The organism is Enterobacter sp. N5-15, assembly GCF_057221635.1.
The window spans coordinates 222,702-248,177 of sequence record NZ_CM170150.1 but is presented as its reverse complement, the minus strand read 5'-3'; the positions used below and the strand labels follow the sequence as shown (position 1 = coordinate 248,177).

18 protein-coding genes and 5 tRNA genes are annotated in these 25,476 nt (G+C 53.1%); 1 reads left to right on the top strand and 22 read right to left on the bottom strand.

What is annotated here, in order from left to right:
* Positions 1 to 45: 45 nt before the first annotated feature.
* From rpoC to AC2TE5_RS01080, 13 genes are all read right to left on the bottom strand, one after another.
* A complete protein-coding gene (rpoC, locus tag AC2TE5_RS01140) occupies positions 46 to 4,269 on the bottom strand; it encodes a DNA-directed RNA polymerase subunit beta' (protein WP_063145614.1) in 4,224 nt (1,407 codons plus the stop codon).
* Between the two features lie 76 nt (positions 4,270 to 4,345).
* On the bottom strand, positions 4,346 to 8,374 hold the full coding sequence (rpoB, locus tag AC2TE5_RS01135) for a DNA-directed RNA polymerase subunit beta (RefSeq protein ID WP_023334099.1): 4,029 nt from the start codon (positions 8,372 to 8,374) through the stop codon (positions 4,346 to 4,348).
* Between the two features lie 319 nt (positions 8,375 to 8,693).
* Entirely contained in the window at positions 8,694 to 9,059 is a 366-nt protein-coding gene (gene rplL / locus AC2TE5_RS01130) for a 50S ribosomal protein L7/L12 (protein WP_006176746.1), read from the bottom strand.
* A 66-nt stretch (positions 9,060 to 9,125) separates the two neighbouring features.
* Positions 9,126 to 9,623 carry a 50S ribosomal protein L10 gene (gene rplJ / locus AC2TE5_RS01125; RefSeq protein WP_005132895.1) on the bottom strand — a complete coding sequence of 166 codons (498 nt, stop codon included), beginning with the start codon at positions 9,621 to 9,623 and terminating at the stop codon, positions 9,126 to 9,128.
* 291 nt (positions 9,624 to 9,914) lie between these two features.
* Complete coding sequence (rplA, locus tag AC2TE5_RS01120) at positions 9,915 to 10,619, bottom strand: 50S ribosomal protein L1 (RefSeq protein WP_006176745.1); 705 nt, start codon at positions 10,617 to 10,619, stop codon at positions 9,915 to 9,917.
* Between the two features lie 3 nt (positions 10,620 to 10,622).
* The gene (gene rplK, locus AC2TE5_RS01115; RefSeq protein WP_008503452.1) at positions 10,623 to 11,051 is read right to left on the bottom strand and encodes a 50S ribosomal protein L11; all 429 of its coding nucleotides are present in this window, start codon (positions 11,049 to 11,051) and stop codon (positions 10,623 to 10,625) included.
* Between the two features lie 156 nt (positions 11,052 to 11,207).
* Positions 11,208 to 11,753: a transcription termination/antitermination protein NusG gene (gene nusG / locus AC2TE5_RS01110; protein WP_002438628.1), complete on the bottom strand. Its 546-nt coding sequence runs from the start codon at positions 11,751 to 11,753 to the stop codon at positions 11,208 to 11,210.
* A 1-nt stretch (position 11,754) separates the two neighbouring features.
* Positions 11,755 to 12,138, bottom strand: coding sequence for a preprotein translocase subunit SecE (gene secE, locus AC2TE5_RS01105; RefSeq protein ID WP_014068449.1), 384 nt, complete (start codon positions 12,136 to 12,138; stop codon positions 11,755 to 11,757).
* A 225-nt stretch (positions 12,139 to 12,363) separates the two neighbouring features.
* Positions 12,364 to 13,548 carry an elongation factor Tu gene (gene tuf, locus AC2TE5_RS01100; RefSeq protein ID WP_023309456.1) on the bottom strand — a complete coding sequence of 395 codons (1,185 nt, stop codon included), beginning with the start codon at positions 13,546 to 13,548 and terminating at the stop codon, positions 12,364 to 12,366.
* 118 nt (positions 13,549 to 13,666) lie between these two features.
* A tRNA-Thr gene (locus AC2TE5_RS01095) sits at positions 13,667 to 13,742 on the bottom strand.
* A gap of 6 nt (positions 13,743 to 13,748) precedes the next feature.
* Positions 13,749 to 13,823, bottom strand: a tRNA-Gly gene (locus tag AC2TE5_RS01090).
* Between the two features lie 117 nt (positions 13,824 to 13,940).
* Positions 13,941 to 14,025 (bottom strand) — tRNA-Tyr (locus AC2TE5_RS01085).
* Between the two features lie 8 nt (positions 14,026 to 14,033).
* Positions 14,034 to 14,109: transfer RNA gene (locus AC2TE5_RS01080), tRNA-Thr, on the bottom strand.
* 317 nt (positions 14,110 to 14,426) lie between these two features.
* Between AC2TE5_RS01080 and coaA the strand changes: the two genes are divergently transcribed.
* The gene (coaA, locus tag AC2TE5_RS01075) at positions 14,427 to 15,377 is read left to right on the top strand and encodes a type I pantothenate kinase (protein WP_213330626.1); all 951 of its coding nucleotides are present in this window, start codon (positions 14,427 to 14,429) and stop codon (positions 15,375 to 15,377) included.
* 43 nt (positions 15,378 to 15,420) lie between these two features.
* Here coaA and dppF read toward each other — a convergent pair whose 3' ends face one another.
* From dppF to lpfD, 9 genes are all read right to left on the bottom strand, one after another.
* On the bottom strand, positions 15,421 to 16,434 hold the full coding sequence (gene dppF / locus AC2TE5_RS01070) for a dipeptide ABC transporter ATP-binding subunit DppF (protein WP_048980121.1): 1,014 nt from the start codon (positions 16,432 to 16,434) through the stop codon (positions 15,421 to 15,423).
* A complete protein-coding gene (gene dppD, locus AC2TE5_RS01065; RefSeq protein ID WP_008502772.1) occupies positions 16,431 to 17,414 on the bottom strand; it encodes a dipeptide ABC transporter ATP-binding protein in 984 nt (327 codons plus the stop codon). Before dppD ends, dppF begins: the two co-directional genes overlap by 4 nt.
* 10 nt (positions 17,415 to 17,424) lie before the next feature.
* Complete coding sequence (gene dppC / locus AC2TE5_RS01060; RefSeq protein ID WP_213330624.1) at positions 17,425 to 18,327, bottom strand: dipeptide ABC transporter permease DppC; 903 nt, start codon at positions 18,325 to 18,327, stop codon at positions 17,425 to 17,427.
* Positions 18,328 to 18,336: 9 nt separating this feature from the next.
* Complete coding sequence (gene dppB, locus AC2TE5_RS01055) at positions 18,337 to 19,356, bottom strand: dipeptide ABC transporter permease DppB (protein ID WP_213330622.1); 1,020 nt, start codon at positions 19,354 to 19,356, stop codon at positions 18,337 to 18,339.
* Positions 19,357 to 19,517: 161 nt separating this feature from the next.
* Positions 19,518 to 21,125 carry a dipeptide ABC transporter periplasmic-binding protein DppA gene (dppA, locus tag AC2TE5_RS01050; RefSeq protein ID WP_213330620.1) on the bottom strand — a complete coding sequence of 536 codons (1,608 nt, stop codon included), beginning with the start codon at positions 21,123 to 21,125 and terminating at the stop codon, positions 19,518 to 19,520.
* A gap of 620 nt (positions 21,126 to 21,745) precedes the next feature.
* A tRNA-Pro gene (locus AC2TE5_RS01045) sits at positions 21,746 to 21,822 on the bottom strand.
* Positions 21,823 to 21,913: 91 nt separating this feature from the next.
* Complete coding sequence (gene eptB, locus AC2TE5_RS01040) at positions 21,914 to 23,608, bottom strand: kdo(2)-lipid A phosphoethanolamine 7''-transferase (protein ID WP_213330618.1); 1,695 nt, start codon at positions 23,606 to 23,608, stop codon at positions 21,914 to 21,916.
* A gap of 254 nt (positions 23,609 to 23,862) precedes the next feature.
* Positions 23,863 to 24,390 (bottom strand): long polar fimbrial protein LpfE, encoded by a 528-nt coding sequence (gene lpfE / locus AC2TE5_RS01035; RefSeq protein WP_484612516.1) that lies wholly within the window; start codon positions 24,388 to 24,390, stop codon positions 23,863 to 23,865.
* 4 nt (positions 24,391 to 24,394) lie between these two features.
* Positions 24,395 to 25,465, bottom strand: a complete 1,071-nt coding sequence (lpfD, locus tag AC2TE5_RS01030; RefSeq protein ID WP_484613381.1) for a long polar fimbrial protein LpfD — start codon at positions 25,463 to 25,465, stop codon at positions 24,395 to 24,397.
* Between the last annotated feature and the right edge of the window lie 11 nt (positions 25,466 to 25,476).

The window sequence follows — 25,476 nt, the reverse complement described above, 5'->3', positions numbered from 1 at the left end:
CTACGAGGCACATGCCCGGTAATGTTCATCACCGGGCATCAACGATTACTCGTTGTCGGAACCGCCCAGACCTGCGTTCAGCAGTTCTGCCAGGCTCGCGGATGCATCTTCAGCAGTCACCTGCGGTGCAGCTGGCAGTTCGCCCGCAGCACGACGACGCATACGATCCTGATGGTACGCATAACCGGTACCAGCCGGGATCAGACGACCCACGATAACGTTCTCTTTCAGACCGCGCAGTTCATCACGCTTACCAGCAACAGCGGCTTCGGTCAGGACACGAGTCGTTTCCTGGAACGATGCAGCAGAGATGAAGGACTCGGTTGCCAGAGACGCTTTGGTGATACCCAGCAGATCGCGCGCGAAGGTCGCACCGATTTTGCCGTTCGCTTCCAGATCGCGGTTAGCAATCTTGACGCGTGAGTATTCAACCTGCTCGCCTTCCAGGAACTCGGAGCTGCCTGCGTTTTCGATGGTTGCTTTACGCAGCATCTGACGAACGATAACTTCGATGTGCTTATCGTTAATCTTAACGCCCTGCAGACGGTAAACGTCCTGCACTTCGTTGGTGATGTAACGCGTTACCGCGTGGACGCCACGGAGACGCAGAATGTCGTGCGGAGCTTCTGGACCATCGGAAACCACGTCACCACGTTCTACACGTTCACCTTCGAACACGTTGAGCTGACGCCACTTAGGAATCATCTCTTCGTACGGTTCGCTGCCATCTACTGGAGTGATAACCAGACGGCGCTTCCCTTTGGTCTCTTTACCGAAGGAGATGATACCGCTGATTTCAGCCAGGATTGCAGGCTCTTTCGGACGACGTGCTTCGAACAGATCCGCAACGCGTGGCAGACCACCGGTGATGTCCTTGGTACCGCTGGATTCCTGTGGAATACGCGCCAGAGCATCACCCGCACCGATCTGAATGCCATCTTCCAGCTGAACGATCGCTTTACCCGGCAGGAAGTACTGCGCAGGCATGTCGGTACCCGGGATCAGAACGTCGTTACCCTGAGCATCAACGATTTTCAGTGCAGGACGCAGATCTTTACCACCGGCAGTACGTTCAGCAGAATCCAGAACCACCAGAGAAGACAGACCGGTCAGCTCGTCGGTCTGACGAGTAATGGTCTGGCCGTCGATCATGTCAGTGAAGCGGATGAAACCACTTACTTCGGTGATAACCGGCATGGTGTGTGGATCCCAGTTTGCAACGGTTTCACCGCCGGCAACCTGCTCGCCATCACCTTTCGCCATAACCGCACCGTAAGGCACTTTATAGCTCTCTTTGGTACGACCGAATTCGTCGATCAGCTTCAGCTCGGTGTTACGAGAGGTCACAACCAGCTTGCCTGCGGAGTTAACAACAGACTTCGCGTTGCTGAGCTTGATGCTACCTTTGTTTTTCACCTGGATGCTGGATTCAGCAGCCGCACGAGATGCCGCACCACCGATGTGGAACGTACGCATCGTCAGCTGTGTACCCGGCTCACCGATGGACTGTGCCGCGATAACGCCGATTGCTTCACCTTTGTTGATGATGTGGCCACGCGCCAGGTCACGACCATAGCAGTGCGCACATACACCAAAGTCGGTGTCACAGGATACAACGGAACGTACTTTCACGGAGTCAACAGAGTTCGCTTCCAGCAGGTCACACCAGTGCTCGTGCAGCAGCGTGTTGCGTGGAACCAGAATGTCTGCAGTGCCCGGCTTCAGAATATCTTCCGCGGTCACACGACCCAGAACGCGATCGCGCAGTGGCTCTTTAACATCACCACCCTCGATAACCGGGGTCATGGTGATACCTTCGAGGGTGCCACAATCGTCTTCGGTCACAACCAGATCCTGCGCAACGTCAACCAGACGACGCGTCAGATAACCGGAGTTCGCTGTTTTCAGTGCGGTATCAGCCAGACCTTTACGAGCACCGTGCGTGGAGATGAAGTACTGGAGTACGTTCAGACCTTCACGGAAGTTCGCGGTAATTGGCGTTTCGATGATGGAGCCATCTGGCTTCGCCATCAGACCACGCATACCTGCCAGCTGACGAATCTGTGCTGCGGAACCACGCGCACCGGAGTCGGCCATCATGTAGATGCTGTTGAAGGAAACCTGCTGCTCTTCTACGCCGTCACGGTTAATCACGGTTTCGGTCTGCAGGTTATCCATCATCGCTTTGGATACACGATCGTTCGCCGCTGCCCAGATATCGATAACTTTGTTATAGCGTTCGCCCGCGGTAACCAGACCAGACTGGAACTGCTCCTGGATCTCAGCAACTTCGGCTTCCGCTTCAGAGATGATCTCGTGTTTCTTCTCTGGGATGACCATGTCATCGATACCAACAGATGCACCTGAACGCGCTGCATAAGCAAAGCCGGTATACATTGTCTGGTCAGCGAAGATAACGGTCGGCTTCAGACCCAGAATGCGGTAACAGGTGTTCAGCATTTTGGAGATCGCTTTCTTGCCCAGCGCCTGGTTGACGATGGAGAAAGGCAGACCTTTCGGTACGATCATCCACAGAATGGCACGGCCAACGGTCGTGTCTTTCAGGCTGGTTTTCGCAACGAATTCGCCGTTTTCATCTTTTTCGTATTCGGTGATACGCACTTTAACGCGCGCATGCAGAGAGGCCAGGCCAGCGCGATAAATACGCTCAGCTTCTTTCGGGCCAGTCAGCACCATGCCTTCGCCTTTGGCGTTAACACAGTCACGGGTCATGTAGTACAGACCCAGTACAACGTCCTGAGAAGGAACGATAATTGGTTCACCGTTCGCTGGGGACAGGATGTTGTTGGTAGACATCATCAGCGCACGCGCTTCGAGCTGGGCTTCCAGCGTCAGCGGTACGTGAACAGCCATCTGGTCACCATCGAAGTCGGCGTTATATGCCGCACAAACCAGCGGGTGCAGCTGGATAGCTTTACCTTCGATCAGGACTGGCTCAAATGCCTGGATACCCAAACGGTGCAGGGTTGGTGCACGGTTCAGCAGTACCGGGTGTTCGCGGATAACTTCGTCCAGGATATCCCAAACGACAGCTTCTTCACGCTCAACCATTTTCTTAGCGGCTTTGATGGTGGTGGCCAGGCCACGCAGTTCCAGCTTGCCGTAGATGAACGGTTTGAACAGCTCCAGTGCCATTTTCTTCGGCAGACCGCACTGATGCAGACGCAGGTATGGACCTACGGTGATTACAGAACGACCGGAGTAGTCAACACGCTTACCGAGCAGGTTCTGACGGAAACGACCCTGTTTACCTTTGATCATGTCGGCCAAAGATTTCAGAGGACGCTTGTTAGAACCGGTGATCGCACGACCGCGACGACCGTTATCCAGCAGGGCATCTACCGCTTCCTGCAGCATACGTTTTTCGTTGCGTACGATGATGTCCGGCGCAGCCAGATCCAGCAGACGTTTCAGACGGTTGTTACGGTTGATAACGCGACGATACAGATCGTTCAGATCGGACGTCGCGAAACGACCACCATCCAGCGGAACCAGTGGACGCAGATCTGGCGGCAGAACCGGCAGAACGGTCAGGATCATCCACTCTGGTTTGTTACCAGACTGAACGAACGCTTCCAGCAGTTTGATACGCTTGGTCAGCTTTTTACGTTTGGTTTCGGAGTTGGTTTCGTTCAGCTCTTCACGCAGCTGCTCGCACTCTTGCTCCAGATCCATGCTCTTCAGCAGGGCCTGAATAGCTTCCGCACCCATCTTCGCGTCGAATTCGTCACCGAACTCTTCCAGCGCGTCCAGATACTGCTCTTCAGTCAGGATCTGATGACGTTCCAGGTTCGTCATCCCGCCTTCGATAACCACATAAGATTCGAAGTACAGAACGCGTTCGATATCGCGCAGCGGCATATCCAGCAGCAGACCGATACGGGACGGCAGAGATTTCAGGAACCAGATATGAGCGGTCGGAGACGCCAGCTCGATGTGGCCCATGCGCTCACGACGCACTTTGGTCTGGGTCACTTCAACGCCGCACTTCTCACAGATCACACCACGGTGTTTCAGGCGCTTGTACTTACCGCACAGGCACTCGTAATCTTTTACTGGCCCGAAAATACGCGCACAGAAAAGGCCGTCACGCTCAGGTTTGAACGTACGGTAGTTGATGGTTTCCGGCTTTTTGACTTCACCGAAAGACCATGAACGGATCATGTCTGGCGAAGCCAGAGCAATTTTGATCGCATCAAACTCTTCGGTTTTAGTCTGCGCTTTCAGAAACTTTAATAAATCTTTCACGGATTTGCTCCCGTCGGAGTTAGCACAATCTGGTGCCGGGGGTTAACCCGGCACCAGTGACCTGTTTGAGCGAGAATTACTCGTCTTCCAGTTCGATGTTGATACCCAGCGAACGAATCTCTTTCAACAGTACGTTGAAGGATTCTGGCATGCCCGGTTCCATCTGATGGTTGCCGTCCACGATGTTTTTATACATCTTGGTACGACCGTTCACGTCATCAGACTTAACGGTGAGCATTTCCTGCAGGGTGTATGCCGCGCCGTATGCTTCCAGCGCCCACACTTCCATCTCCCCGAAGCGCTGACCACCGAACTGTGCCTTACCACCCAGCGGCTGCTGAGTAACCAGGCTGTAAGAACCGGTAGAACGAGCGTGCATCTTGTCGTCGACCAGGTGGTTCAGTTTCAGCATGTACATGTAACCTACGGTTACCGGACGCTCGAACTGTTCACCGGTACGGCCGTCAAACAGCGTAATCTGACCAGACGTTGGCAGACCACCCAGTTGCAGCAGCTCTTTAATTTCAGCTTCTTTCGCACCATCGAAGACCGGCGTTGCGATTGGCATACCTTTTTTCAGGTTCTCAGCCAGGCGCAGCACTTCTTCATCGCTGAAGGTATTCAGGTCGACTTTCTGACGCACGTCGGTACCCAGATCGTAGGCACGCTGGATGAATTCGCGCAGTTTCGCGACTTCTTCCTGCTGCTTCAGCATGGCGTTAATCTTGTCGCCGATACCTTTCGCAGCCATACCCAGGTGGGTTTCCAGGATCTGACCGATGTTCATACGAGACGGTACGCCCAGCGGGTTCAGTACGATATCTACCGGCGTACCGTTAGCATCGTGCGGCATATCTTCGATCGGGTTGATCTTAGAGATAACACCCTTGTTACCGTGACGACCTGCCATCTTATCACCAGGCTGGATCTGACGTTTAACGGCCAGATACACCTTAACAATCTTCAGCACGCCTGGTGCCAGATCGTCGCCCTGAGTAATTTTGCGGCGTTTCGCTTCGAGTTTTTTCTCGAACTCGTGTTTCAGTTCGTCATACTGCTCAGCCAGCTGTTCCAGCTGATTTTGTTTCTCTTCGTCGGTCAGGCCCAGTTCCAGCCAGCGATCGCGTGGCAATTTGTCGAGCTTCTCAGCTTCAACGCCACCGGCAACCAGCACCGCATAAATACGGCTGAACAGACCCGCTTCGAGGATCTGCAGTTCTTCAGACAGGTCTTTCTTAGCCTGTTTGAGCTGCATCTCTTCGATTTCCAGCGCACGCTTATCTTTCTCAACGCCGTCACGGGTGAAGACCTGAACATCGATAACCGTACCGGAAACACCGTTTGGTACGCGCAGAGAAGAGTCTTTAACGTCAGACGCTTTCTCACCGAAGATTGCACGCAGCAGTTTCTCTTCTGGCGTCAGCTGGGTTTCACCTTTAGGCGTAACCTTACCAACCAGAATGTCGCCGCCGGTCACTTCCGCACCGATGTAAACGATACCGGATTCATCCAGTTTGGAGAGCGCAGCTTCACCCACGTTAGGGATGTCAGCGGTGATCTCTTCTGGCCCCAGCTTGGTGTCACGGGACACACATGCCAGTTCCTGAATGTGGATGGTGGTGAAACGATCTTCCTGAACCACACGCTCGGAGACGAGGATGGAGTCTTCGAAGTTGTAACCATTCCACGGCATGAACGCTACGCGCATGTTCTGACCGAGCGCCAGTTCACCGAGGTCGGTGGACGGACCGTCTGCCAGCACGTCGCCGCGCTCAACTGGCTCACCCAGAGATACGCAAGGCATCTGGTTGATACAGGTGTTCTGGTTAGAACGGGTGTATTTGGTCAGGTTATAAATGTCGATACCTGCTTCGCCCGGATACATCTCGTCTTCGTTAACTTTGATAACGATACGGGATGCGTCGACGTACTGAACGGTACCGCCACGTTTAGCAACCGCAGTAACACCGGAGTCAACGGCAACAGCACGTTCCATACCGGTACCAACCAGCGGCTTATCAGCGCGCAGAGTTGGAACGGCCTGACGTTGCATGTTCGCACCCATCAATGCACGGTTGGCGTCATCGTGTTCCAGGAACGGGATCAGGGACGCACCGACGGATACCACCTGCTGGGTGGATACGTCCATGTAGTCAACCTGGTCGCGGCTGAACAGACTTGATTCGCCTTTGCTACGGCAGGTAACCAGATCTTCTACAAAGTGGCCTTCGTCATCCAGGTTGGAGTTCGCCTGAGCGATAACGTAGTTGCCTTCTTCAATAGCAGACAGGTAGTGAATTTCGTCGGTTACAACACCGTCAGTCACTTTACGGTACGGGGTCTCGAGGAAACCGTATTCGTTAGTCTGTGCGTACACGGACAGGGAGTTGATCAGACCGATGTTTGGACCTTCAGGCGTTTCGATTGGACATACGCGACCGTAGTGCGTCGGGTGTACGTCTCGAACTTCAAAGCCTGCACGTTCACGGGTCAGACCGCCTGGGCCGAGTGCAGAGATACGACGTTTGTGCGTAATCTCAGACAGCGGGTTGTTCTGGTCCATGAACTGAGACAGCTGGCTTGAACCGAAGAACTCTTTCACTGCTGCAGAAATCGGCTTGGCGTTGATCATATCCTGAGGCATCAGGGTATCCAGATCGCCCAGAGACAGACGCTCTTTCACCGCACGCTCTACACGTACCAGGCCAACGCGGAACTGGTTTTCCGCCATTTCGCCTACGGAACGGATACGACGGTTGCCGAGGTGGTCGATATCGTCCACTTCGCCTTTACCGTTACGGATATCGATGAGCTTCTTCATCACTTCGATGATGTCGTCTTTGCTCAGGATACCGGAACCTTCGATTTCGTCGCGCAGCAGAGAACGGTTGAACTTCATACGACCAACCGCGGACAGATCGTAGCGGTCTTCGGAGAAGAACAGGTTCTCGAACAGGCTTTCCGCCGCTTCGCGAGTTGGTGGCTCACCAGGACGCATCATGCGGTAGATTTCTACCAGCGCGCTCAGACGATCGGTAGTTGGGTCGACGCGAATAGTCTCAGAGATATACGCGCCGTGGTCCAGATCGTTGGTGAACAGCGTTTCGATACGTTTGTGGCCAGACTGGCTCAGCTTAGCCAGCAGATCCAGGCTCAGCTCCATGTTCGCTGGGCAGATCAGCTCACCCGTTGACTCGTCAACGTAATCTTTCGCGGCTACTTTTCCTGCAATGTACTCAACCGGAACTTCGATGAGTTTGATATCATCTTTTTCCAGCTGGCGGATGTGGCGCGCGGTGATACGGCGACCTTTTTCCACATACACTTTGCCGTCGGCTTCGATGTCGAACGACGCGGTCTCACCACGCAGACGTTCCGGCACCAGCTCCATCTGCAGCTTGTTGTCGCGGATTTCAAAGATCACTTTCTCAAAGAACAGGTCCAGGATCTGTTCAGTGGTGTATTGCAGCGCACGCAGAATGATGGTTGCAGGCAGCTTACGACGACGGTCGATACGGACAAACAGGTTGTCTTTCGGATCGAACTCGAAGTCCAGCCATGAACCACGGTAAGGAATGATGCGTGCGTTATACAGTACTTTACCGGAAGAGTGTGTTTTACCTTTATCGCTGTCGAAGAAGACGCCCGGGCTACGATGCAGCTGGGAAACGATAACACGCTCAGTACCGTTGATAACGAAAGTACCGTTGTCCGTCATGAGTGGAATTTCACCCATGTAGACTTCTTGTTCTTTAATGTCTTTAACGGTGCCTTCCGGCGCTTCGCGCTCGTAGATCACCAGACGCAGTTTTACGCGCAGCGGTGCGGAATAGGTCACGCCACGGATCTGACATTCCTGAACGTCAAACACCGGTTCGCCAAGGCGGTAGCTGACGTACTGCAGCTCGGAGTTACCGCTGTAGCTCTGAATCGGGAACACGGAGCGGAAGGCTGCTTCCAGACCGTACTGCCCTTCAGGATCTTGCTCGATAAACTTCTGGAACGAGTCAAGCTGGATAGAAAGGAGATATGGAATGTCCAGAACTTGTGGACGTTTACCAAAATCCTTACGAATACGTTTTTTCTCGGTATAGGAGTAAACCATAGGGTTCCTCAGCTCGCTGACAAGTCGACCCATCTGTCCGACGAAGGGACAGTTTGTGCAACACCATTTTGTGGACCGGAAAATTGAATACTTTCCGCAATACCTGTTGCTATCACGCTTAAATCATTTCGTCGCGATTTACACAGAGCGAGCACCCTGTCGCAATATATTAAGTCGTCGATAGAAACATGCATTGTCAGGACAATCAGCAGTCAAACAGTGTGAAATGCTACTGATGCCTTACAGCGCAAAAAGGCTGGTGACTAAAAAGTCACCAGCCATCAGCCTAATGACTTAGGCTGCAACCAGAAAAGTTGGCTTATTTAACTTCAACTTCAGCGCCAGCTTCTTCCAGAGATTTTTTCAGTGCTTCTGCGTCGTCTTTGCTCACGCCTTCTTTCAGCGCAGCTGGAGCAGATTCTACCAGGTCTTTAGCTTCTTTCAGACCCAGGCCAGTTGCGCCACGTACTGCTTTGATAACAGCAACTTTGTTAGCGCCAGCAGCTTTCAGAATTACGTCGAATTCAGTTTTTTCTTCAGCAGCTTCAGCCGGGCCCGCAGCTACAGCTACAGCAGCAGCAGCAGAAACACCGAATTTTTCTTCCATTGCAGAAATCAGTTCTACAACGTCCATTACGGACATAGCTGCAACTGCTTCAATGATTTGATCTTTAGTGATAGACATTTAAATTGTTCCTGAAAATCAGAATAAGTTTATACGTAAGCAAATGCTTTATAAAGATAACTGCGATTAAGCAGCTTCTTTCGCATCGCGAACAGCAGCCAGAGTGCGAACCAGTTTGCCAGCCGAAGCTTCTTTCATGGTTGCCATCAGGCGTGCAATTGCTTCTTCGTAGGTCGGCAGGGTTGCCAGGCGATCGATGTTCGATGCCGTGATCAACTCACCTTCAAAGGCTGCAGCTTTGACCTCAAATTTTGCATTCGCTTTCGCGAACTCTTTGAACAGACGAGCAGCAGCGCCCGGGTGTTCCATAGAGTATGCAATCAGGGTCGGACCAACAAACGTGTCTTTCAGGCACTCGAACTGAGTACCTTCAACTACGCGACGCAGCAGGGTGTTACGAACAACACGCATGTATACGCCAGCTTCACGACCTGCTTTACGCAGTTCAGTCATTTTGTCTACAGTAACGCCACGGGAATCCGCAACTACTGCAGACAGCGCGCCTTTGGCTACTTCGCTGACTTCAGCAACAATCGCTTGTTTGTCTTGAAGATTTAAAGCCATTAGCTTTGCTCCTGGATGTTTGCCGGAACTCATGTTCCGGAACTCACTTCACTCTTCCCAACGGGAAGAGCGTCTTAATACGGTGAGCAGAAACAAGCCAGAGTATCCAAAAATAATCTTAGCGTTCTGTCACCGTCTACGCAGGGGATTAAGTCTCTTGCGAAACACCTGCGGTCTTCGACGGAGGCCTGGATTAGGCCAGGCTCCAACGAACAAATCTTTTAGCCGCTAACTTTCGTTAGCAAACGTGGGGGTAAGATTGTAGACAAAATCACCGCCCACGTAAAGGCATTAGTTTGCAGCAGCGCTCAGGCCAGCCTGGTCAACTGCAACACCTGCACCCATGGTGGTGGAGATGCTAACTTTCTTGATGTACACGCCTTTCGCCTGAGTTGGTTTTGCTTTTTTCAGCGCAACCAGCAGAGATTCCAGGTTTTCTTTCAGTTTGTCAGCGTCAAAGTCCACTTTACCGATGGTGGTGTGGATGATGCCGTTTTTGTCGTTACGATAACGAACCTGACCTGCTTTAGCGTTCTTAACCGCTTCAGCAACGTTAGGGGTTACAGTACCAACTTTCGGGTTTGGCATCAGGCCGCGTGGACCCAGAACCTGGCCCAGCTGGCCAACAACGCGCATTGCATCTGGAGAAGCAATAACAACGTCAAAGTTCATTTCGCCTTTCTTGATCTGATCAGCCAGATCTTCCATACCTACCAGTTCAGCGCCGGCAGCTTTAGCAGCTTCAGCGTTTGCACCCTGAGCAAATACAGCTACGCGAACGGAACGGCCAGTACCGTGTGGCAGTACAGTTGCGCCACGAACGTTCTGATCGGATTTACGAGCGTCGATGCCGAGGTTAACGGCAACGTCAACGCTTTCAACGAACTTAGCAGTTGCCAGTTCTTTCAGCAGAGCGATAGCTTCGTTGATGTCGTACTGTTTGGTCGCATCAACTTTGTCACGGATCACGGACATGCGCTTGGTCAGTTTAGCCATTTCTTAGTCCTCCACTACCAGGCCCATGGAACGTGCAGTACCTTCGATTGAGCGAGTCATCGCTTCAATGTCGGCACCAGTCATGTCGGCAGCTTTGGTCTGCGCGATTTCCTGCAGCTGAGCGCGGGAAATTTTACCCACTTTGTCTTTGTTCGGTTTACCGGAACCAGACTTGATACCAGCCGCTTTCTTCAGCAGAACTGCTGCTGGAGGGGTTTTGGTAACGAAAGTGAAAGAACGGTCAGCGTAAACAGTGATTACGACTGGGATTGGCAGACCTTTTTCCAGGGATTCGGTTTTGGCGTTGAACGCTTTACAGAATTCCATGATGTTCACACCCTGCTGACCCAGAGCTGGACCAACTGGTGGACTTGGGTTCGCCATACCAGCTGCAACCTGCAGCTTGACGTAGGCTTGTACTTTCTTAGCCATTCTAAAATCCTCTGATTGGGTAATAGCGCCTCAGGAAGGCTCCCCGTGAATAAAATTCGTTTTACGGGCCGGGGCCCATAAAAACAAAAGGCGCGAAATTGTATTCCAATCTCGCGCCCTGTGCAACGATTAAATCGCCGCTTTTTTGATCGCTGCTTAGGCTTTTTCGACCTGCGCAAAGTCCAGTTCTACCGGGGTCGCACGACCGAAGATAGAAACAGAAACTTTCAGGCGGGACTTCTCGTAGTCCACTTCTTCAACGACGCCGTTAAAGTCAGCAAACGGACCGTCGCTAACACGAACCATTTCACCCGGTTCAAACAGCGTTTTAGGACGCGGCTTATCACCCACCTGCTGCAGGCGGTTCATAATCGCATCAACTTCTTTGTCGCTGATTGGCGCCGGACGGTCAGACGTGCCGCCGATAAAGCCCATCACGCGCGGTACGCTGCGCACCAGGTGCCAGCTCGCGTCGTTCATCACCATCTGAACCAGCACGTAACCCGGGAAGAATTTACGCTCGCTTTTGCGACGTTGGCCGCCACGGATCTCAACCACTTCTTCGGTCGGAACCATAACTTCGCCAAATAACTCTTCCATGTTGTGTAATTTGATATGCTCACGCAGCGACGTTGCTACGCGGCCTTCAAAACCGGAAAACGCCTGAACGACGTACCAACGCTTTTTAGGGGCTTCAGACATCTTAGAACCTCAGGCCAGTAATAAAGGAAACCAGGCGAACCAGAATACCATCCAGTCCCCACAGGATCAGTGACATTACAGCGGTAACCGCCGCTACGATCAGCGTGGTGTGCAATGTTTCCTGGCGAGTCGGCCAAATGACCTTGCGGACTTCGGTACGCGCTTCACGTGCAAAAGCAACGGTTGCTTTACCTTTAGTCGTCAACAGCGCGACACCGCCCGCTGCAGCAATCAGAATCACCACTGCCAGCGCGCGGAGCGGCAGCATCATGTCACGATAAAGATAGTTGCCAACGATTGCCACAATCAGCAGCACGGCAACAGCGACCCACTTCATCGCTTCCAGGCCGCGCCCGCTCCCTTGAGCTTCGGTATTCGCACTCATAAACCAACCTGTCAGAAGAATTCTACAAATAATTTCACCCCGCGATTGCGAGGCGAGCCAAATCGAAATAATCCCTTTATGGATTATACGCTCTCTGCAGAGCCTGTCTCAGCAATGATTATGACAAAAATAATCACTGATGAGCCAGGTTCTGATGTGAAAGCGTGCAAAAAGGGCATCAAATGATGCCCTTTTCATGCGCATTGCGTCAAATGTTATCAGCGATTAGCCGAGAACTTTAGCAACCACGCCCGCGCCAACGGTACGGCCACCTTCACGGATTGCGAAACGCAGACCGTCGTCCATCGCGATTGGGTGGATCAGAGTCACAACCATCTTGATGTTGTCGCCTGGCATTACCATCTCAACGCCTTCTGGCAGTTCGATGGTACCGGTCACGTCAGTTGTACGGAAGTAGAACTGTGGACGGTAGCCTTTGAAGAACGGAGTATGACGGCCGCCTTCGTCTTTGGACAGGATGTACACTTCAGATTCGAACTTGGTGTGTGGCTTGATTGAGCCTGGCTTCGCCAGAACCTGACCACGTTCGATTTCTTCACGTTTGATACCACGCAGCAGAACACCAACGTTCTCACCAGCACGGCCTTCGTCCAGCAGTTTGCGGAACATTTCAACGCCAGTACAGGTAGACTTCGCAGTCTCTTTGATACCAACGATTTCAACTTCTTCGCCAACTTTGATGATACCGCGCTCTACACGACCGGTAACAACGGTACCACGACCGGAGATGGAGAATACGTCTTCGATTGGCAGCAGGAATGGCTTGTCAATCGCACGCTCTGGTTCTGGGATGTAAGAATCCAGGAAGCCAGCCAGTTCGATGATTTTCGCTTCCCACTCTGCGTCGCCTTCCAGCGCTTTCAGAGCAGAACCACGAACGATTGGAGTATCGTCGCCTGGGAAATCGTACTGAGACAGCAGTTCACGAACTTCCATCTCTACCAGTTCCAGCAGCTCTTCGTCATCAACCATGTCGCATTTGTTCAGGAACACGATGATGAAAGGAACGCCTACCTGACGACCCAGCAGGATGTGCTCACGAGTCTGAGGCATTGGGCCGTCAGTCGCAGCAACAACCAGGATCGCGCCGTCCATCTGCGCAGCACCGGTGATCATGTTTTTAACATAGTCGGCGTGGCCTGGGCAGTCTACGTGTGCGTAGTGGCGAGTCGGGGTGTCGTACTCAACGTGAGAGGTGTTGATGGTGATACCACGAGCTTTTTCTTCTGGCGCGTTATCGATCTGGTCGAATGCGCGAGCAGAACCACCGTAGGTTTTTGCCAGAACGGTAGTGATTGCAGCGGTCAGCGTTGTTTTACCATGGTCAACGTGGCCGATAGTACCGACGTTAACGTGCGGTTTTGTACGTTCAAACTTTTCTTTAGACATCGATTGTCCCTCTAAGACACGGATAAATCGGTGATATCACCACATCAACCAGGCGAAATGCCTGAATTGTTGAATACAGTAAAATTGAAACAGAGAGAAACGGGAAGGAGAAGTGAAGTGGTGCTGATACCCAGAGTCGAACTGGGGACCTCACCCTTACCAAGGGTGCGCTCTACCAACTGAGCCATATCAGCACGTATTGGAGCGGGCAGCGGGAATCGAACCCGCATCATCAGCTTGGAAGGCTGAGGTAATAGCCATTATACGATGCCCGCATCCTGAAACTCGGCTACCCAGTTCTTTCTGTAACAAAAAAAGAGATTTCTCTCTTTTTCAGTTTGAGCTGGCTAATTTTTCCAACCAGCTCCGGCGGCATTTACGCTGCCAGAAAGTGGTGGTGGGGGAAGGATTCGAACCTTCGAAGTCTGTGACGGCAGATTTACAGTCTGCTCCCTTTGGCCGCTCGGGAACCCCACCGGACTTGATGGTGCCGACTACCGGAATCGAACTGGTGACCTACTGATTACAAGTCAGTTGCTCTACCTACTGAGCTAAGTCGGCATCAAGTAGCGCGCATTCTATGGATACCTGCGCGGTCATGCAACTAAAAATTTGCATAAAACGTTCTTTCGCTCACATTTTATGCGAAGAGCGTATCGGACGCTGTAAAAGTAGTCATTTAAGGTCAAATATTCAACATATCAGCGTGATTTGCACCGTATTCACCGTAGCGTGACGGCTTCCGCGTTACGCAGCGCTTTCCATCTTTTTTCTTATTATTCCTGTCATCTGGTGTTAACCTCCTGCCCATTGTCCAAAATTAACTGTGTGATGAGCCATGATCCGGCAGTGTGATGCTGGCTCACTGAAGCATGCTTATGAGCAAAAAAGAGCAAACGTTAATGACGCCTTATCTTCACTTTAACCGCAGCCAGTGGGCTGCCCTGCGTGATTCCGTCCCTATGACGCTGACGGAAGGTGAAATCGCACGGTTAAAAGGGATAAACGAAGATCTGTCCCTGGAAGAGGTGGCAGAAATTTATCTCCCCCTCTCTCGCTTGCTTAACTTCTATATCAGCTCGAACCTGCGCCGTCAGGCCGTGCTGGAGCAGTTTCTCGGGACGAACGGTCAACGCATTCCTTATATCATTAGTATTGCAGGCAGCGTGGCCGTGGGTAAAAGTACCACCGCGCGTGTCCTGCAGGCGCTGTTGAGCCGCTGGCCGGAACACCGCAGCGTGGAGCTGATCACCACCGACGGCTTCCTGCACCCGAACGAGGTGTTAAAAGAACGCGGGCTGATGAAGAAGAAGGGCTTCCCGCTTTCTTATGATATGCACCGTCTGGTGAAATTCGTTTCCGACCTTAAATCTGGTGCCCCAAACGTCACCGCGCCAGTCTATTCACACCTGATCTACGATCGCATCCCGGGTGGGGATAAAACGGTGGTCCAGCCGGACATTCTGATTCTGGAAGGTCTGAACGTGCTGCAAAGCGGGATGGACTATCCTCACGACCCGCATCACGTATTCGTCTCGGATTTCGTCGATTTCTCTATTTATGTCGATGCGCCGGAAGACCTGCTGCAAAACTGGTACATCAACCGCTTCCTGAAGTTCCGCGAAGGGGCGTTCACTGACCCGGATTCCTATTTCCACCACTATGCTCAGCTTTCTGAAGAAGAAGCAGTCAACGTGGCCACGGGGCTGTGGAATGAGATCAACTACGTGAACCTCAAAGAAAACATCCTGCCGACGCGCGAGCGCGCGAGCCTGATCCTCACCAAAAGCGAGAAGCACGCCGTCGACCAGATTCGCCTGCGGAAATAATCGAGCAGACATAAAAAAACCGGCCTAGCGCCGGTTTTTTTCGTTATGCCTGTGGCTTCTCGCCATTTTCATCCTGATCGACCGCGAAGCAGGCAACCAGCTGGCCGCCATAATCCTTCAGCTGCGGCTGGAGCTGGGTGCACGGGCCAAAGCGGCGACTGCAGCGGGCGTTGAATGCGCATCCCGGAGGTGGATTCAGCGGACTTGGCAGTTCACCCGTCAGCTTAATACGCTCACGACGATCGTCCGGATTCAGACGCGGCGTCGCGGACAGCAGCGCCTGGGTATACGGGTGACGAGGGTTATTAAAGATCTGGTCTTTGGTCCCCTTCTCCACGCAGCGCCCCAGGTACATCACCATCACTTCATCAGCAATGTGCTCCACCACCGACAGGTCGTGGGAGATGAACACGTAAGACAGCCCCAGCTCCTGCTGGAGATCCATCATCAGGTTCAGCACCTGCGCACGCACGGATACGTCGAGCGCGGAGACCGGCTCATCGGCAATCACCACGTCCGGATCGAGCATCAGCCCGCGCGCAATAGCGATACGCTGACGCTGGCCGCCGGAGAACATGTGCGGATAACGGTCGTAATGCTCGGTTTTTAGGCCGACCTTCGCCATCATCGCCAGCGCTTTTTCGCGGCGCTGCTCCTTGCTCAGATTACTGTTGATCAGCAGCGGCTCTTCCAGAATCTGCCCGACTTTTTTACGCGGGTTCAAAGAACCATACGGGTTCTGGAACACAATCTGGATTTTCTGGCGACGCAGCTTCTGCGCCTGCGGATCGTGCTTGAGCAGATCCTGCCCCTGATAATAGAGCTCTCCGCCGGTCGGCACTTCAATCATCGTCAGCAGACGGCCCAGCGTGGATTTACCGCAGCCTGACTCCCCTACCACCGCCAGTGTTTTACCGCGTTCGAGGTTAAAAGAGACGCCGTCCAGCGCTTTCACCAGGCGCTCAGGGGCAAATAGTCCCTTCTTCACCGGGTAGTATTTTTTCAGATCGATGGCCTGCAGCAGCGGTTGTTGCTTGGTGGCCTGTTGCGTACTCATAGTGTTGGCCTCCCGGCATCATCGAGTGGGTAGTGGCATTTCGACTGACGACCGTCAGCAAGCTGGTTCAGCTCTGGCTCTTCTGCCCGGCATTTGTCCGTCGCATACGGGCAGCGCGGATTGAGCAGACAGCCCTGCGGACGGTCATATTTACCCGGTACCACACCCGGCAGCGACGCCAGACGCGCTTTGTCCTGGGCAAACTCCGGCAGCGCGCGTAAAAGCGCCTGGGTATACGGGTGACGCGGCGCGCGGAAAATATCGTGTGAATTTCCGGTTTCGACCACCTGACCGGCATACATCACGATAATTTTGTGCGCGGCTTCGGCCACCAGCGCCAGATCGTGCGTAATCAGCACCAGCGCCATATTCTCTTTCTGCTGCAGCTCCAGCAGCAGCTCGATGATTTGCGCCTGAATGGTCACATCCAGCGCCGTCGTCGGTTCATCCGCAATCAGCAGTTTTGGTCGACAGGCAATCGCCATCGCGATCATCACGCGCTGGCTCATCCCACCGGAGAGCTGATGCGGGTAAACGTCCAGGCGCGATGCCGGGTCCGGAATCCCCACCTGGTTCAGCAGATCGATTGCGCGCTGACGACGGGTTTTCTTATTCCCGCCCTGGTGCACCTTAATCGCTTCCATAATCTGGAAACCGACGGTGTAGCAGGGGTTCAGGCTGGTCATGGGATCCTGGAAAATCATCGCAACTTCGGCGCCCACCAGCTGGCGGCGCTGTTTCTCAGAAATGCGCTTCAGGTCCTGACCGTTGAACTGCAGGTTTTCCGCCATCACGCGGCCCGGGTAATCAATCAGCCCCATGATCGCCAGTGAGCTCACTGACTTACCGGAACCGGACTCCCCAACAATGCCAACCACTTCGCCCTGATTTACGCTGTAGCTGATGCGGTCCACGGCGCGAAACGGGGTGCCTTCGTCGCCGAAGTGCACCGATAATTTATCTACATTTAATAACGCCATCTCGTGCCTCTTACTGCTTCAGTTTGGGATCAAGCGCATCACGCAGGCCATCACCCATCAGGTTAAATGCCAGCACCGTCAGCAGGATTGCCAGACCCGGGAAGGTGACAACCCACCAGGCGCTTTGTGCGAACTGCAACACGTCGGAGAGCATGGTGCCCCACTCCGGTGTTGGCGGCTGCGCACCCATGCCCAGGAAGCCAAGAGCGGCCATATCAAGAATGGCGTTAGAGAAACCGAGCGACGCCTGAACAATCAGCGGCGCAAGGCAGTTAGGGAAGATATTAACGAACATCTGGCGCATCGCACCGGCACCCGCCACGCGAGACGCGGTGACGTAATCGCGGTTCACTTCCACCAGCACCGCCGCACGGGTTAAACGCACGTAGTGAGGGAGCGCCACGAAGGTCAACGCCAGCGCGGCGTTACCAATCGACGGGCCGAAGATCGCCACCAGCACCAGCGCCAGCAGCAGGCTTGGCAGCGCCAACATAATATCGACGACACGCATGATGATGTTATCAACGATGCCGCCGAAGTAACCGGCAACCAGGCCGAGGACGACGCCCATGATCAGCGACAGCACAACAACGAGACAGCCGACCAGCAGCGACAGGCGCGCGCCGTACATCAGACGCGACAGCACGTCGCGGCCCACGTCATCGGTACCCAGCAGGTGCGTCAGGCTACCGCCGTCCTGCCACGCAGGCGGCGCGAGCAGCGCATCGCGGAACTGGTCCGCCGGGTTATACGGTGCGAGGAAGTTCGCAAACACCGCAATCAGGATCATGATTACGACATACACCAGCCCTACCACCGCGCCTTTATTGCGCTTGAAGTAGTGCCAGAATTCCTGCAGCGGCGTCATCGGAACCGGTGCAGCGACCACTTTATTTTGAGTGACTTGTGACATGATGGTCCCTTACTTCTTATGACGAATACGCGGGTTCACCACGCCGTACAGCAAATCGACCAGCAGGTTGACGAGGATAATCATCGTCGCGACCAGCAGTACACCGCCCTGCACAACCGGATAGTCACGGCGTTGCAGCGCATCAATCAGCCAGCGTCCAAGGCCCGGCCAGGAGAAGATGGTTTCGGTCAGGATCGCCCCCGCCAGCAACGTCCCCACCTGGAGACCGATAACGGTCACCACCGGCAGCATGGCATTACGCAGCGCGTGAACGATGATGACGCGCATACGCGTCAGGCCCTTGGCGCGTGCGGTGCGGATATAATCTTCACCCAGCACTTCCAGCATCGATGAACGGGTCATACGCACGATCACCGCCAGAGGAATGGTGCCCAGCACCATGGCAGGCAGGATCATGTGCGCCACGGCATCAATGAAGTTACCCTCTTCGCCCCAGATAGCCGTATCAATCAGCATAAAGCCGGTGAGCGGGTTGCTATCATCCAGGAAGACCATATCGCTGACGCGCCCTGAGACCGGGGTTAGGTTCCATTGCACGGAGACCAGCATGATCAGCATCATGCCCCACCAGAAGATAGGCATGGAGTAGCCGGTCAGCGCCAGGCCAACGGCGGTATGGTCAAAAATAGAGCCACGCTTGACGGCAGCCAGTACCCCGACGGGAATACCCACCGCGGTGGCGAAAATCATGGCGCAGACGCCAAGCTCCAGTGTCGCTTTAAAACGCGGCACGAACTCGTCCCACACCGGAAGACGACTTTTCAGCGAAATCCCTAAATCACCGTGCAACACGCCCCAGATATAGTGGAGGTACTGCTGCCACATCGGCTTATCGAGACCGAGTTCCGCCAGCAGCTGTGCATGGCGCTCAGGGGAAATACCACGCTCGCCCGCCATAATCATTACCGGGTCGCCGGGGATCATATGGACGAAGGCAAAAGTGAGAAGGGTGATACCGATAAACGTGGGGATAACAAGTCCCAGACGTCGGAGGATGAACTGCAACATAACCCGGATTCTCTCTGATGACGCACGACCAGTGGCGTGACGTCTGTATTGCTCACAAATGTAAATTCCCTCTCCCTCTGGGAGAGGGTTAGGGTGAGGGGATGCATGCACGCCACTCACCCCTGCCCTCTCCCGGAGGGAGAGGGAGAACACCCTACTTATTATTCAACAGATACGTTTTCGAAGTGGTGTTTGCCCAGTGGATCAACCACGTAGCCCTTCACTTCTTTACGCACTGGCTCGTACACGGTGGAGTGAGCAACAATCAGCGCTGGAGCCTGATCGTGCATAACAACCTGAGCCTGCTTGTACAGTTCAATACGTTTGTTGTGATCGTCGGTCGCACGCGCCGGCTGGATCAGGTCTTCAAACGGCTTGTAGCACCAGCGAGAGTAGTTAGAACCGTCTTTCGCCGCCGCGCAGCTGAACAGGGTAGCGAAGAAGTTGTCCGGATCCCCGTTGTCACCGGTCCAGCCCATCATTACCGCCTGGTGCTCACCCGCTTTGGCGCGCTTCAGGTACTCGCCCCACTCGTAGGTCACAATCTTGGCCTGAACGCCAACCTTAGCCCAGTCAGCCTGAACCATTTCCGCCATACGGCGTGCGTTCGGGTTGTATGGACGCTGAACAGGCATCGCCCACAGCTCAACGGTGAAGCCTTTGTCCTGGCCCGCTTCTTTCAGCAGCGCTTTCGCTTTCTCAGGATCGTAGCTGTAGTCTTTAACGTCGTCGTTATAGCCCCACATGGTTGGTGGGATCAGGTTTTTGGCAGCAACGCCAGCGCCCTGGTAAACGGCCTTGATGATCGCTTCTTTGTTCACCGCATAGGTCAACGCCTGACGCACCTTCACGTCATCAAACGGTTTCTTCTCGGTGTTGAAGGAGAGATAGCCCACGTTCAGGCCAGCCTGCTCCAGCAGGTTGATGTTCTTGTCCTGCTTCATGCGGGCGATATCAGCCGGGTTCGGGTACGGCATCACCTGGCATTCGTTTTTCTGCAGTTTTGCATAACGCACTGACGCATCAGGCGTGATGGAGAAGACCAGACGGTCGATCTTCGGCTTGGTGCCCCAGAAGCCTTCGAAGGCTTTGTACAGGATGCGGGAGTCTTTCTGGTACTGCAGCAGCTGGAATGGACCGGTACCGATTGGGTTCAGGTCAACTTTTTCCGGCGTACCGGCTTTCAGCATGTTGTCCGCGTACTCTTTGGACAGAATTGAGGCGAAGTCCATGGCCAGGTCAGCCAGGAATGGCGCTTCCGGGCGAGTCAGCACGAACTGAACCGTTTTATCGTCCACTTTTTTCACTTCAGCAATCAGGTCAGGCAGACCCATCCCTTCGAAGTATTCATAGCTGCCGCCAGACACTTTGTGGTACGGGTTCTGAGCGTTTTTCTGACGGTCGAAGGAGAACACAACGTCGTCGGCGTTAAAGTCGCGCGTTGGTTTGAATTCTTTGCTGTCCTGCCACTTCACGCCCTGGCGCAGGTGGAAGGTATAGGTTTTGCCGTCTTCGCTGACGTCCCACTTCTCGGCCAGACCCGGAATCACTTCCGTGGTACCGGTTTTGAATTCAACCAGACGGTTATAGATCGGTACAGAGCTTGCGTCGTAAGTCGTACCAGAGGTAAAGAGCTGTGGGTTAAAGCCTTCCGGCGAGCCTTCAGAACAGTAAACCAGGGTTTTTGCCTGTACGCTTGCTGCCACGGTCATAGCCACCAGGCTCAGACCAAGCTTCAGCATCCCTGACTTCTTCAAGGAAATACTCATTATTCTGCTCCAATGTGATGTTTTGCTTTGTTGTGTTACGCCGCCAGACCTTTATTTATTTTTTACCCGGTCCGGTCGGTGATGCCCGAAGGCTTTAAAGGGATGGAGAATCCTTTCAGAAGAGCGTTTGAGTTGCAGCGCAGATCGTCCCTGAAATGCCCCTCATGCCCTACAATCTGTCAATAGAATGTGAAAACGTCAATACAGGTGACGGGGATTTACGCTGAGTGTGAGAAACCGCAAACAAAGATTAAAAAAACTATGTGTGCCAGTTTTCAGCAGGGAAATTTATGCTACTCGCCCTCTTGCAGCACAACTCTCTTCATATTTCGCAACAATCAGTGATTAACTTTTATTCAGAATGGGTAAATTTTCTTGCAGAACGGTGATTATCTGAGCACTAAATACCGCGAACGTTAAAACGCACAGCGAAAAATGCTGAGGTTATCCATAAGCAACGCGAAAAAAGATCAATCTATATATAAAAAAATACAATGGATTATGTCACAAAATCGTTAACAGGCAGGGAGAAGCAGGCCTAAGGGGCGTTTTGGATACTCTGACGGGATAAGGTCATAATGCAAAAAGGGCTAACCTTGCGGTTAGCCCTTTTCAGAATGTGGTCGGCGAGAGAGGATTCGAACCTCCGACCCACTGGTCCCAAACCAGTTGCGCTACCAAGCTGCGCTACTCGCCGAATGCGGAGCGCATCTTACTGCTGAGGTGCGCCCCCGTCAATCCCTTATTTTCAAAAAGCCATTCAACTGGCGATATTCTCGCCAGAGCAGCTACTGCGCGGCTTTTGCGGTGTTATCAGGGAGTTTACACCAGTTGTTGTTTTCGTTAATCCCACCATTCGGTGAGGTATAGCCGAGACAGCCCATAATGGTGTCGTACAGCTCAACGTGACGACGCGGCACCTTCATCTCCGCCTCTTTCTTCAGCTGAGCAAACATCTTCGCCTTCTCCGGATTTTCAAGGTACTTATCCGACATCCACATGATCATCGGCACGCGGAACTGCTCCGGCGGTGCCAGCTTGCGCGGCGTACCGTGCAGATGCTCTTTCTCGTTGATGGATTCACCGTGGTCTGCCGCATAAATCACAATCGCTTTCTTATCTCGCAGCTGGTCAATCACCCGGCTCAGGAAGGTATCCACATACAGCACCGAGTTATCGTAGGCGTTGATCAGCTCCTGCTTGCTGCAGTCTTTATTAATGCCCACGCACTCAGGCTGCCACTTCGCGAAATCACGCGTGTAGCGCTGGTAATAGCTGTAATGCGATCCTTTGGTATGCAGAATAACCAGATGCTTGCCCTGTGGATGGTTCTTGAGGGACTCCGACATCTCTTCCAGCAGCAGCATGTCGTCGACGTTTTTACCGCGGTTACGCGGCTCGGCACCAATCTGTTCGCGGTAGGCGATGTTATCCGCCAGCGTGTTGGTGTAGAACCACATCTCACTTTGCATGGCGAACAGGTCAGAGCTAAACCCAAGCTGCTTCAGCACGGCAAACACGTTCTGCTCTTTCAGCGTACGTTGCGGGTTATCGCTTGCACCGCCTTCACGCACAAACATGCAGCGCAGCGAGAGCTTGGTTGCGGTATCGCAGGAGTAGCCACGGTAGGCCACCAGGTTCTTTTCCTGCGCCAGCTTTGGCGTGGTGTCCCGGTCATAGCCGAGAATGCCCATATGATCCCAGCGCGTCGTTTCACCAATGACAAAGACGACGTACGTATCATCAATCCCGTCGGCTGGCGGCTGGTAGGTGAATTTTTTCAGTGGATTGATCAGAGACTTCACATCACTGGATTCATCCGCCTGTGCCCAGGCATACAGACCTAACGCTGACAGCCAGTTAGACGGCAAATAGGAGTTTGCCACCACGCCGCCATAGCTTGGCATATCCACGCCCGTCGCTTTCTCGACGCGTTTTTGCTGCGTTTCCATCAGGCGGATAGGCGCCCATACCAGCAGACCGGCCAGCAGGACAACGACGATATTGCGGATCCGCTGCCCGCGCGTTCGCAGCTGGCGTAACAGCGTATAGCGGCAGGTATTGCTCCAGATAAAGAACAGCGGGATCAGGCAGGTTAAAATCGTCCAGACGATAAAGCCTTTCCCTACCACCTCTTTCGAGAGATCGATATCCGTGGTCATTACCGAGGCAACGATACCGTACCCAATAACCACGTTCATAAATGTCATGTAATAGCTTGCGGCGGCGGAAATAATCACCACCAGCGAGGCCAAAATTTGCCAGGTCCGGCGGCCAAAGAGAGAGAGCAGACGTAACAGGAAGAAAGTGGCCAGAACAGAGCCAAACACTTCAATCGCGGCGAAAATCCCATTGCTTACGGTGAGGTGTTCAAAATAGCCTTCCACTCTTCTGAACAGCACCGCGCCATTCAGAAACAAACCGATATAGACAGCCAGCATCAGACACAAACGTTGCTGGGTAAGAGACCTAATATATTTCATGCAAACAACCCTGGGGGAAGGGGTATAAAGACCCGTCGAATCTCATGGAGAAAGCAGACAGAGTAAGTAGGTGCGGGAGAAACCGTTATCAGAAACGTCTACAACCGCGATAAGTAGACCACAGCGGTAAAAAAAAGTGGCAGCAGAGAGTGTGATCGATGAAGATTTTTACAAAAAATCAGATCAAGAAGAAAAAAGGCCACGGATGCGACTCCGTAAAAAGGAGAAAGGGCCAGCGAACTGGCCCTTTAGGCTTACTCGTATATGACGCTAAAATTCACCGTCGCATTCGCCGTACCTACGGTGGCATCAGATTTAACAGGAACATAGCTGGCGATATAGTTCAGCTTGTTTGTACCATCAAACCAGACGGTGTGCTCCACGGGCGTGCTGTCCGTACTGGAGGGGAACTGCTGCACCCCGCCAGAACTTTTGATTTTCAATGCCACGCCGGTCGCTCCACCGCTATCCAGGGCAAAGAGCGATGGGTTGGTGGCGTCTGCCGCACCGTCCATCGTGACGTAAGCCTTCGTGGCATACGCACAATCTTTTAAGCCAATGCTGAAGCTTTTCTGGTTCAGCTCTTTACCCACTCTCACCGGGCGTGTCAGCACCACGGTATCCATATTCACATCAATATTGTCGTTTTCCAGCTCACAGGTAGCCGCCTTTATGGTAATTGTGAAGTGGATATCGCCTCCCGAACCAATATTTACTGGAGCTGCCATGACTGAAGCTGTAAACAGCATAAAAGCGGGCATAAACGTATAAATGGTTTTCATCCGCTTACTCCACATCAATACGCATGGTGGCAATCCCTTCGAATTCCCCAGCCTTAGGCAATTTGCCCGTTGTGCTTATCGGGTAGGCCGAAATGGTCGTTGAGGCGGTACGGTGCGTTTCATCAACCAAATTAGACACTTTCAGTTCCTGATTCGCATTAATGTCATTTGGAACCAATACTTTACCATTGTCACCTTTAATCACCGCACCGATATCGGGGTTACCCATATCAATCGCGTTCGTATCATTGGCGTTTGGCAGCCCCTCTATATGCATAAAGATCTTCACACCGTCGGAGATATTGGTGCATTTAAACTGCAGTTCCTGGGTGAATGTTCTGGCGTTCTTAGGAATTTGCCCTTTACGATCTTTGAAATCGCTGGCTTTAAACTCACCAAACGGTATTTCCAGCGTACTGCCGCTGGAAAGCTCGCAGCCCTGAGGGACGATAATGTGGCCGCTGAAAAATACCGATGACAACGGGGTTGCGCCATAAACCCCCGCTTTTCGGGTCCCAAACACATCCACAATCTTTGTCTCTGGGATAACCAGCTCACCAACGAAGGGGTGATGTATGTATAGGGAGAGCTTTCCCTTACTTCCGGTTGCCCAATTTGGATCAGTCCCATCCACATCACAACCCCCTCTGGAGGGGTTTAGGTTAGTTTCGTTGGAAAAAGGAACGCTAAAGTAATCAAGCCTATTACCTTCAATCCAAACATCAGCAGAAATCTGGATATTATCGTTGATCACATAGTAATCACGAGCGCCCTCGCTGTGGCCAAAGGGCAGAGGCGAGCTGGCCATAAACAAGCCCTCCGCTAGAGCATTCCCGGCCGGGCATTCACAGGTAGCTTTATACTTTCCCCCCAGATCCCACGACCAAAAATCAGGGAAAACTACGCCTGAAGCATTCTCAGACGTATCGGTAATTGTTTTATCCAGCACGGCAGAAAAGCCGTGCGTACCCCCATTCGGGGTACATGGCCCCCAGTCCGCCGCCGCCAGCGCCTGCCCGGAAAACAGCACTGACCCGCCCAGCAGGCCAGCAAACATCATTAATTTTTTCAACATCATCGTATCCT